13 protein-coding genes are annotated in these 10,070 nt (G+C 58.3%); 1 reads left to right on the forward strand and 12 read right to left on the reverse strand.

The features are described from left to right. Positions 1-6: 6 nt before the first annotated feature. From rlmN to trmJ, 12 genes are all read right to left on the reverse strand, one after another. Positions 7-1,155, reverse strand: coding sequence for a 23S rRNA (adenine(2503)-C(2))-methyltransferase RlmN (gene rlmN, locus IAI51_RS23415; protein WP_187680634.1), 1,149 nt, complete (start codon positions 1,153-1,155; stop codon positions 7-9). Positions 1,156-1,183: 28 nt separating this feature from the next. After that, positions 1,184-1,609, reverse strand: a complete 426-nt coding sequence (ndk, locus tag IAI51_RS23420) for a nucleoside-diphosphate kinase (RefSeq protein WP_042560926.1) — start codon at positions 1,607-1,609, stop codon at positions 1,184-1,186. An 88-nt stretch (positions 1,610-1,697) separates the two neighbouring features. Continuing rightward, positions 1,698-1,898 carry a Fe-S cluster assembly protein IscX gene (iscX, locus tag IAI51_RS23425; RefSeq protein ID WP_187680635.1) on the reverse strand — a complete coding sequence of 67 codons (201 nt, stop codon included), beginning with the start codon at positions 1,896-1,898 and terminating at the stop codon, positions 1,698-1,700. 14 nt (positions 1,899-1,912) lie between these two features. After that, complete coding sequence (gene fdx, locus IAI51_RS23430; protein WP_007916885.1) at positions 1,913-2,254, reverse strand: ISC system 2Fe-2S type ferredoxin; 342 nt, start codon at positions 2,252-2,254, stop codon at positions 1,913-1,915. Beyond that, positions 2,254-4,119 carry a Fe-S protein assembly chaperone HscA gene (gene hscA / locus IAI51_RS23435; RefSeq protein ID WP_187680636.1) on the reverse strand — a complete coding sequence of 622 codons (1,866 nt, stop codon included), beginning with the start codon at positions 4,117-4,119 and terminating at the stop codon, positions 2,254-2,256. Before hscA ends, fdx begins: the two co-directional genes overlap by 1 nt. Positions 4,120-4,170: 51 nt before the next feature. After that, a complete protein-coding gene (gene hscB, locus IAI51_RS23440) occupies positions 4,171-4,692 on the reverse strand; it encodes a co-chaperone HscB (protein WP_187680637.1) in 522 nt (173 codons plus the stop codon). Between the two features lie 8 nt (positions 4,693-4,700). Then, a complete protein-coding gene (iscA, locus tag IAI51_RS23445; RefSeq protein WP_157710466.1) occupies positions 4,701-5,024 on the reverse strand; it encodes an iron-sulfur cluster assembly protein IscA in 324 nt (107 codons plus the stop codon). A gap of 34 nt (positions 5,025-5,058) precedes the next feature. Next, the gene (gene iscU / locus IAI51_RS23450) at positions 5,059-5,445 is read right to left on the reverse strand and encodes a Fe-S cluster assembly scaffold IscU (protein ID WP_003227907.1); all 387 of its coding nucleotides are present in this window, start codon (positions 5,443-5,445) and stop codon (positions 5,059-5,061) included. An 83-nt stretch (positions 5,446-5,528) separates the two neighbouring features. After that, positions 5,529-6,743, reverse strand: a complete 1,215-nt coding sequence (locus IAI51_RS23455; RefSeq protein WP_187680638.1) for an IscS subfamily cysteine desulfurase — start codon at positions 6,741-6,743, stop codon at positions 5,529-5,531. A 50-nt stretch (positions 6,744-6,793) separates the two neighbouring features. Next, complete coding sequence (iscR, locus tag IAI51_RS23460) at positions 6,794-7,285, reverse strand: Fe-S cluster assembly transcriptional regulator IscR (RefSeq protein ID WP_007956690.1); 492 nt, start codon at positions 7,283-7,285, stop codon at positions 6,794-6,796. 182 nt (positions 7,286-7,467) lie between these two features. Next, positions 7,468-8,244 (reverse strand): serine O-acetyltransferase, encoded by a 777-nt coding sequence (gene cysE, locus IAI51_RS23465; RefSeq protein ID WP_187680639.1) that lies wholly within the window; start codon positions 8,242-8,244, stop codon positions 7,468-7,470. Between the two features lie 3 nt (positions 8,245-8,247). Then, positions 8,248-9,018: a tRNA (cytosine(32)/uridine(32)-2'-O)-methyltransferase TrmJ gene (gene trmJ / locus IAI51_RS23470; protein WP_187680640.1), complete on the reverse strand. Its 771-nt coding sequence runs from the start codon at positions 9,016-9,018 to the stop codon at positions 8,248-8,250. Positions 9,019-9,163: 145 nt separating this feature from the next. On the opposite strand from trmJ, the gene suhB reads away from it, so the two are divergent. Further along, complete coding sequence (gene suhB, locus IAI51_RS23475) at positions 9,164-9,982, forward strand: inositol-phosphate phosphatase (RefSeq protein ID WP_016984379.1); 819 nt, start codon at positions 9,164-9,166, stop codon at positions 9,980-9,982. Positions 9,983-10,070: the final 88 nt, after the last annotated feature.

The following is a 10,070-nucleotide window of genomic DNA, read 5'->3' on the forward strand; positions in this document are numbered from 1 at the left end:
CCTCTCTTAGTTAGTGTTCGCAGCGTTCTGTGCCAGATCGCCGTCGGCGTTCAACTCACGCACGGCGATGTAACGTTCGCTGCGGCGGGTGCGATCCAGCACCTGCCCTACCAATTGACCACAAGCGGCGTCGATGTCTTCACCACGGGTGGTGCGCACGGTGACGTTGAAACCGGCCTGATGCAGCTGATCCTGGAACCGGCGGATAGCGTTGTTGCTAGGCCGCTCGTACCCGGAATGCGGGAACGGGTTGAACGGGATCAGGTTGATCTTGCACGGAATGTTCTTCAGCAACTCGATCATTTCCACCGCATGCTCAACTTTATCGTTGATGTCCTTGAGCAAGGTGTACTCGATGGTCAGCACACGCTTCTCGCCAAGGGCGGACATGTAGCGCTGGCACGACTCGAGCAGCATCTTAAGCGGATATTTCTTGTTGATCGGCACCAATTGGTTACGCAATGCGTCATTCGGTGCGTGCAGGGACAACGCCAGGGAGACGTCGATGTGCTTGGCCAGCTCATCGATCATCGGCACCACACCCGACGTGGACAGGGTCACGCGGCGCTTGGAGATCCCGTAGCCGAGGTCATCCATCATCAGATGCATGGCGGCCACGACGTTGTCGAAGTTCAGCAGCGGCTCACCCATGCCCATCATCACCACGTTGGTGATGGCACGGTCGACGGTTGCCGGGACGCTGCCGAAAGATTTGTTGGCAATCCACACCTGGCCGATGACTTCGGCGGCGGTGAGGTTGCTATTGAAGCCTTGCTTGCCGGTGGAGCAGAAACTGCAGTCCAGGGCACAGCCTGCCTGGGACGAAACGCATAGAGTGCCGCGTTTGCCCTGGGGAATGTACACGGTCTCGACACAGCTGCCGGACGCCACGCGCACCACCCACTTACGGGTGCCGTCGCTGGAAATGTCCTCGCTGACCACTTCAGGACCACGGACCTCAGCAATAGCCTTGAGCTTGTCGCGCAAGGCCTTGCTGACGTTCGTCATGGCGTCGAAATCATCGACACCAAAGTGGTGAATCCATTTCATTACCTGACCGGCACGGAAACGCTTCTCCCCGATTGAGTCGAAGAATTTTTCCATTTCCTGTTGAGTCAGACCCAGCAGGTTGGTTTTTACAGTCGATGTAGTCATGGATTCACCTTCACTCTTAAGCCAATGCTTAGCGAGTGGTTACTTCAGTAGCTGCGAAGAAGTACGAGATTTCACGAGCAGCTGCGGCTTCGGAGTCCGAACCGTGAACAGCGTTGGCGTCGATGGAATCAGCGAAATCAGCGCGGATGGTGCCGGCAGCAGCTTCTTTAGGGTTGGTAGCGCCCATCAGCTCACGGTTCAGAGCGATAGCGTTTTCGCCTTCCAGAACCTGAACAACAACTGGACCGGAGATCATGAAGGAAACCAGATCGCCGAAGAAACCACGAGCGCTGTGCTCAGCGTAGAAGCCTTCAGCTTCAGCTTTGGACAGTTGCTTCAGTTTCGAAGCTACAACGCGCAGGCCTGCTTTTTCGAAACGAGTGGTGATCTCGCCGATGACGTTTTTTGCAACTGCGTCAGGCTTGATGATGGAGAAAGTACGTTGAACAGCCATGGTGTAACTCCAGAAACGGTAATTTGCGAAAAATTAAACCCGCGAATTATACGCGGGTTCTTGGGTATTGCCTAACCTGCGAGGACGATCAGTCTGCTTCTTCGATCCAGAGCGCCTGAACCGCTTCCAGCACCTTCTCGCCACAACGGCCAGAGGCGTTGTCAAAATCGGGAAGTTCCATGATCCATCGCTGCAAGTCGACGAAATTGACAGAAATTGGATTCACATCCGGCTTGGATTCGGCCAATTCTTCTGCAATGCGTTGAACATCATTCCAACCGTAGCTCATGACAGTATTACCAGTCAGTGCGGCGCTTCGGCCGCATGGTTAAGCGAATATTTCGGAATCTCGACGGTGATGTCTTCTTCACCAACGATAGCCTGACAGGCAAGGCGCGATTGCGCTTCCAGGCCCCAAGCACGATCGAGGAAGTCTTCTTCCAGCTCGTCAGCCTCTTCCATCGAGTCGAAACCCTCGCGGATGATGCAGTGGCACGTGGTGCAGGCGCAGACGCCGCCGCAGGCGCTTTCCATCTCGATGTGGTGTTCGTGGGCCAGCTCAAGAATCGATGTGCCGGGCGCAGCCTCGACCACCATGCCTTCAGGGCAGAACTTCTCGTGGGGCAGAAAAATGACCTGCGGCATCAGATATCCTCGATTTCATTCAGATTGCGCCCCGACAGAGCGGCTTTCACCGTCAGATCCATGCGGCGGGCAGCAAAAGCATCGGTCACTTGCGACAGACGCTTGGTCTGCTGCTCGATGGCGTAACCATCAGTACCTTTCATCAGTTCGGTCAGTTCCTGCACTTGCATGTCGATGACCATGCGCTCTTCGGCGTCGAGCAAACGCTCGCCATCAGTCTCCAGAGCGCCCTGCACCGCCTCGATCAGGCGCTGGGCATCAACTTGCTGCTCGCGCAGGACGCGGGCGACCTTGTCGTCATTGGCATGCTGGAACGAATCTTTCAGCATTTTGGCGATTTCGCCGTCAGTCAGGCCGTAGGACGGCTTGACCTGAATGCTCGCCTCAACGCCCGAACCCAGTTCACGGGCGGAAACACTGAGCAGACCGTCGGCATCGACCTGGAAGGTCACGCGAATCTTCGCCGCACCGGCCACCATTGCTGGAATGCCACGCAATTCAAAGCGCGCCAGCGAGCGGCAATCGCTGATCAGCTCGCGTTCGCCCTGCAATACGTGGATCGCCATGGCCGACTGGCCGTCTTTATAAGTGGTGAAATCTTGTGCACGAGCGACAGGGATGGTGGTGTTGCGCGGAATCACCTTCTCCATCAGGCCGCCCATGGTTTCCAGCCCCAGGGACAACGGAATCACGTCGAGCAGCAGCAGTTCGCCGCCATCGCGCTTGTTGCCAGCCAGGGTATCGGCCTGGATCGCAGCCCCGATGGCCACCACTTGATCCGGATCGATTTCAGTCAACGGCTGACGACCGAACGCTTCGGCGACGGCTTCACGAACACGAGGAACGCGAGTCGAACCGCCGACCATGACCACGGCGTGTACGTCATCCAGCTCGATGCCGGAATCGCGAACGGCGCGGCGGCAGGCTTTCAGGCTACGCGCGACCATCGGCTCGATCAGCGCATCGAAGGCTTCGCGGGTCAGCTGTGCTTTCCAGTCGCCATAGGCAACTTCAACACTGGCCGCATCGGTCAGGGCTTCTTTGGCCGCGCAGGCGGTTTGCAGCAGATTACGTTGTGCGCCCGGATCGAGATCGGCGGACAGACCCGCACTATCGATGATCCAGCCGGCAATCGCGTGATCGAAGTCATCGCCGCCCAGCGCGCTATCGCCGCCGGTGGCCAGGACTTCGAAAACACCGCCAGTCAGACGCAAAATCGAAATATCGAAGGTGCCGCCGCCCAAGTCATAAATCGCTACGAGGCCTTCAGCGTGCTGATCCAGACCGTAAGCCACAGCGGCGGCGGTCGGCTCATTGAGCAGGCGCAGCACATTCAGACCGGCGAGTTTCGCCGCATCCTTGGTGGCCTGGCGCTGGGCATCGTCGAAATACGCCGGAACGGTGATTACCGCACCGACCAGTTCGCCACCCAAAGTCGCTTCAGCACGCTGACGCAACACCTTGAGGATATCGGCGGAAACTTCGACTGGGCTTTTCGGGCCTTGCACGGTGTCGATGAACGGCATGTGCGACTCGCCACCGACAAAGCGGTATGGCAGTTGCTCGCCCAATTGCTTGACGTCGGACAGACCACGACCCATCAAGCGCTTGACCGACAGCACGGTGTTCAAAGGATCGGAAGCGGCTGCCAGCTTGGCTGACTCGCCGACTTCGACGCGATCGGCGTGGTAACGCACGGCAGACGGCAGGATGACCTGCCCGTCAGCGTCGGCCAATGGCTCGGAAAGACCACTGCGCAACGCAGCGACCAGCGAATTGGTAGTGCCCAAGTCGATCCCCACAGCCAGACGACGCTGGTGCGGTTGAGGACTTTGGCCGGGTTCGGCGATCTGCAGTAGGGCCATCGTGATCAGGACTTATCTGTATATCAGGCGTGCGACCGGAGCGGCACTGGGTTAATCGTCGAGGCGCTCTTCTAACTGGCGCACTTCGTAGGTGAGCTTGTCGAGGAATTGCATGCGTCGCATCAGGCGTTCGGCCTGTTCGCGTTGCGCTGCATCATCCCAACAGGCTGCGAAGCTTTCGTTGAGTTCTTCCTGAGCCACTTTCAAGCGACGCTTGAACACCGCGACACCGTCCAGATCGGCGCTGTCCTGGAGGTCTTCGAGCTCTTCGCGCCACTGCATCTGCTGCAGAAGAAACTCGGGGTCGTGAACCGTGACTTCCATCGGCACTTCATGCCCGCTGACTTTCAGCAGATAGCGCGCACGCTGCGGCGGGCTCTTGAGCGTCTGATAAGCATCGTTAAGCCGCGCAGACTGCTCGAGCGCCGACCGCTGCTCGCGCTCGGAAGCGTCGGCAAAACGGTCAGGATGAACGCCGCGCGCCAACTCACGGTAGCGCGTGGCCAACTGCTCGAGATCCAGACGGAAGCTCGGTTGCAGCTCGAATAAAGCGAAATGACAAGGAATACCCACGACAAGCCTCAGATGTTGAAGCTTTCGCCGCAGCCACATTCACCGCGCACGTTGGGGTTGTTGAACTTGAAGCCTTCGTTCAACCCTTCCTTGACGAAATCGAGTTCGGTGCCGTCCAGGTAGGCCAGGCTTTTCGGGTCGATGATCACTTTCTCGCCGTGACTTTCGAACACCTGATCCTCTTCAACCACCTCGTCGACAAACTCCAGCACGTAGGCAAGGCCGGAACAACCTGTGGTGCGAACACCCAGACGAATCCCTTCACCTTTGCCGCGCCCGTTGAGGGAGCGTCGCACGTGCTGAGCAGCCGCTTCTGTCATGCTGATAGCCATCGTTGACTCCTTACTCGTCGCCAAATCCAGAAAGTCAGATCAAGCCTTTCTTCTGCTTGTAATCGCGAACAGCCGCTTTGATAGCGTCTTCAGCCAATACCGAGCAGTGAATTTTCACTGGTGGCAGGGCCAATTCTTCGGCCAGCTGGGTGTTCTTGATGGTTTCGGCTTCATCCAGGGTCTTGCCCTTCATCCACTCGGTGGCGAGGGAGCTGGAAGCGATTGCCGAACCGCAGCCGTAGGTCTTGAACTTGGCGTCTTCGATAACGCCCTGATCGTTGACCTTGATTTGCAGGCGCATGACATCGCCGCACGCCGGAGCGCCGACCATGCCAGTGCCGACATCCGGGTCTTCCGCGTTCATCTTGCCGACGTTGCGCGGGTTTTCGTAGTGGTCGATGACCTTTTCGCTGTAAGCCATGATGCTTAATCCTCACTCATCAGAGAGTCGCTCTTTAAGCCCTGCAACCGTGGGGCGCAGGGCCGGTTCGCGGCGACTTGAAATCAGTGTGCCGCCCACTCGATTTTCGAAATGTCGACACCGTCTTTGTACATGTCCCACAGCGGCGACAGAGCGCGCAGCTTGGTAACGGCCTCGCAGACTTTCTGCGCGGCGTAGTCGATTTCTTCTTCGGTGGTGAAACGGCCGAAGGTGAAGCGGATCGAGCTGTGCGCCAGTTCGTCGTTGCGGCCCAGGGCGCGCAGTACGTACGAAGGCTCAAGCGATGCCGAGGTGCAGGCGGAACCGGACGAAACCGCCAGATCCTTGAGCGCCATGATCAGCGACTCGCCTTCAACGTAGTTGAAGCTCAGGTTCAGGTTGTGCGGAACGCGGGCGATCAGGCTGCCGTTGACGTACAGCTCTTCCAGATGCTCGACCTGCTTGTAGAAACGGTCGCTCAAGGCTTGGATACGAACGTTTTCAGCAGCCATGTCTTCTTTAGCTACACGGAACGCCTCGCCCATACCAACGATCTGGTGAGTCGCCAGGGTGCCGGAACGCATGCCACGCTCGTGACCGCCACCGTGCATGGTCGCTTCGATGCGCACACGCGGCTTGCGGCTGACGTACAACGCGCCGATGCCTTTAGGGCCGTAGGTTTTGTGGGCAGAGAACGACATCATGTCGACTTTCAGCTTCTGCAGGTCGATCTCGACCTTGCCAGTGGACTGAGCAGCGTCAACGTGGAAAAGGATGCCCTTCGAACGAAGCAGCTCGCCGATGGCGGCGATATCGTTGACGGTACCGATTTCGTTGTTCACGTGCATGGCCGACACGAGGATGGTGTCTTCGCGCAAAGCGGCTTCGATCATGGCCGGAGTGATCAGACCGTCTTCAGTCGGATCAAGGTAGGTGACTTCAAAACCTTCACGCTCGAGTTGGCGCATGGTGTCGAGGACAGCCTTGTGCTCGATCTTGGAGGTGATCAGGTGCTTGCCCTTGGAGGCGTAGAAATGTGCCGCACCCTTGATTGCCAGGTTGTTGGACTCGGTGGCGCCGGACGTCCAGACGATTTCACGCGGATCAGCGTTGACCAGATCGGCCACCTGACGACGAGCGTTTTCGACGGACTCTTCAGCTTTCCAGCCGAACACGTGGGAACGGGAAGCCGGGTTACCGAAGTTTCCGTCGACCAGCAGGCATTCACTCATTTTTTGCGCAACGCGCGGATCGACCGGGGTGGTCGCAGAGTAATCAAGGTAAATCGGCAATTTCATGGACTATCTCCTAAATCAGGCTGGCTGGCGTGCCGCTAGCTCTTTGGCTGTCATTCGACGGCGGACGCTTCAATCTTGTCCAGGCGCGGCGCCTTGCCATTGCAACGACGCTGATCCTGACGCTGGGCTACTTCTTGCACCTCACGGCGAGTCACAAGATCAGCCAAGCTGATACCGCTGAGAAATTCGTGAATCTGCAGGCTAAGGTCGCACCACAGGTGATGGGTCAGGCAAGTGTCGCCGGAATGGCAATCGCCTTGGCCCTGGCATTTGGTAGCATCAACCGATTCGTTAACCGCATCGATCACCTGTGCAACCTGAATGCCCTGCATGTCGCGGGACAACTGGTAGCCACCGCCCGGACCGCGAACACTGGATACCAGGTTGCTGCGGCGCAGCTTGGCGAAAAGCTGTTCGAGATAGGACAGGGAGATGCCTTGGCGCTCGGAGATATCGGCCAGGGACACCGGCCCGTGCTGCGCGTGCAACGCCAGGTCGAGCATGGCGGTCACGGCGTATCGGCCTTTTGTAGTCAGTCGCATGGACAGTTACCACGGAGTTCAGAATGAGCGGGAGTATGCAATTCCCGAGCATTTAAGTCAACTATAAGACCTAGTGCTTTAGTCGGGTTTACCCGCAAAAGAGCGCGCGAATGATATCAGGGTCTGCGGCTTAATGGCACACCGGTTGCCGGATGTGCCGTGCAGGAGCTGCCGCAGGGGTGTCAGCCAGTTTTGGATTCGTCTTTGCCTTTTACACAGGCGAAATCCTCTTCGCGCAGCTCAGGCAAATCTTTCGCACAGTAATTACTGCCCAGATCCTTCAGTGCGCCGCACATCCCCTCCAGTCGCCCATCCACCGCTTGCAGGTGATCAAGCAACTGACCGATGGCGCGCGCCACCGGGTCAGGCATGTCTTCGCTGACACCATAGGCATCGAAGCCGATTTTCTCGGCCATGGCCTTGCGCTTGGCGTCCTGCTCCTCATCGGATTTAACGATGATTCGCCCCGGAATACCCACGACCGTCGCGCCCGGCGGCACCTCCTTGGTCACCACAGCGTTGGAGCCGACCTTGGCCCCGGCGCCGACAGTGAATGGCCCAAGCACTTTCGCTCCAGCACCGACAACAACACCATCACCCAAGGTCGGATGACGCTTGCCTTTGTTCCAGCTTGTGCCGCCGAGGGTCACGCCCTGATAGATAGTCACGTCATCGCCAATCTCGGCGGTTTCGCCAATGACGATGCCCATGCCGTGATCAATAAAGAAGCGTCGACCGACTTTCGCCCCTGGGTGAATCTCGATCCCGGTCAACCAGCGACCAAAGTTCGACACCAGACGCGCCAGCCACTTCAGGTCATTGCGCCACAACATCCCGGCCAAGCGATGAATCCAGATCGCGTGCATACCGGGGTAGCAAGTCAGGACTTCAAAAGCGTTACGCGCCGCCGGATCTCGATGGAATACGCTTTGGATATCTTCACGCAAACGCTCAAACATCATTCAGTCCTTCCGTTTCAGAAGCTCACCACGGGCCGCTTTTTGGGTTTCCGTGAGGATGCCACGCAAAATATTCATTTCCGCCCGGCTGACCGAGCTGCGTCCGTACAACCGGCGCAGGCGCGCCATCAGGTGCCGCGGCTTCTCAGGATCGAGAAAATCGATGGCGATCAGCGTCTGCTCCAGATGCTCATAGAATCGCTCCAGCTCATCCATGGTCGCTAGCTCGGCGCTTTTTACCGAAGCCACTTCTTCCTTCTCGATCTTGCTCGGCTGACCTTGTGCGGCCAGCCATGCCATACGCACTTCATAGCTCAACACCTGCACCGCCGCCCCAAGGTTCAGCGAACTGAACTCAGGATCGGAGGGGATGTGCACGTGAAAGTGACATCGCTGCAGCTCGTCATTGGTCAGGCCGGAATCTTCACGGCCGAACACCAGTGCAATCTCTGCGCCCTGCCCGGCTTCCTCAACCACTTTGGTGCCGCATTCGCGCGGGTCCAGCAGCGGCCAGGGAATACGCCGGTCACGGGCGCTGGTGCCGAGTACCAGATTGCAGCCGACCAAGGCATCTTCCAAGGTGGCGACAACCTGGGCGTTTTCAAGGATGTCACCGGCACCGGAAGCGCGAGCATCGGCCTCGTGGTGCGGAAACAGGCGCGGCTCGACCAGCACCAAGCGCGACAGACCCATGTTTTTCATGGCGCGCGCGGCCCCGCCGATGTTGCCGGGGTGGCTGGTATTGACCAGGACGACACGAATGTTCTGCAGCAAGGGAGGCGCTCTCGGACACAGGAAAGGGGTGCAAATCTTACAGAACAGCCTACCGTTAAGCTATGAAAGCGAACAGCAACCTTCACCTGAAGAAAAGTTCTGATAGAATGCGCGGCTTTCTTTAACAACCTTAGGTGACACATCCATGCAGCCCATGCTGAATATCGCGCTGCGCGCCGCCCGCAGCGCCAGTGAACTGATCTTCCGCTCCATCGAGCGCCTGGATACCATCAAGGTCGACGAAAAAGACGCCAAGGATTATGTATCCGAGGTGGATCGCGCCGCCGAACAGAAAATCATCGACGCGCTGCGCAAGGCTTACCCGAACCACTCGATCCGTGGTGAAGAGACTGGCCTGCACGCCGGTACCGGCATCGAAGGCGAAGAATACCTGTGGATCATCGATCCGCTGGACGGCACCACCAACTTCCTGCGCGGCATTCCACACTTTGCTGTCAGCATCGCCTGCAAATACCGTGGTCGCCTGGAACACGCTGTTGTTCTGGACCCGGTTCGCCAGGAAGAATTCACCGCCAGCCGTGGTCGCGGCGCGCAACTGAACGGTCGTCGCCTGCGCGTCAGCGGTCGCACCAGCCTCGACGGCGCCCTGCTGGGTACCGGCTTCCCGTTCCGTGACGATCAGATGGACAACCTCGACAACTACCTGGGCATGTTCCGCGCCCTGGTCGGCCAGACTGCCGGCATCCGTCGCGCCGGTTCGGCCAGCCTGGACCTGGCCTATGTGGCTGCCGGTCGTTTCGATGCATTCTGGGAGTCGGGCCTGTCCGAGTGGGACATGGCTGCAGGCGCCCTGCTGATTCAAGAAGCTGGCGGCCTGGTGAGCGACTTCACCGGCGGTCACGACTTCCTTGAAAAAGGCCATATCGTTGCCGGCAACACCAAATGCTTCAAGGCAGTGCTGACGGCGATCCAGCCGCACCTGCCAGCCTCGCTGAAGCGCTAAGCTTCTCGCGAAACGAAAAAAAGCACCCTTCGGGGTGCTTTTTTTATGCCAAAGATTCAACACACTCCCTGTAGGAGCTGCCGAAGGC

It is taken from the genome of Pseudomonas sp. N40(2020) (assembly GCF_014472415.1).
Lineage (GTDB): Bacteria > Pseudomonadota > Gammaproteobacteria > Pseudomonadales > Pseudomonadaceae > Aquipseudomonas.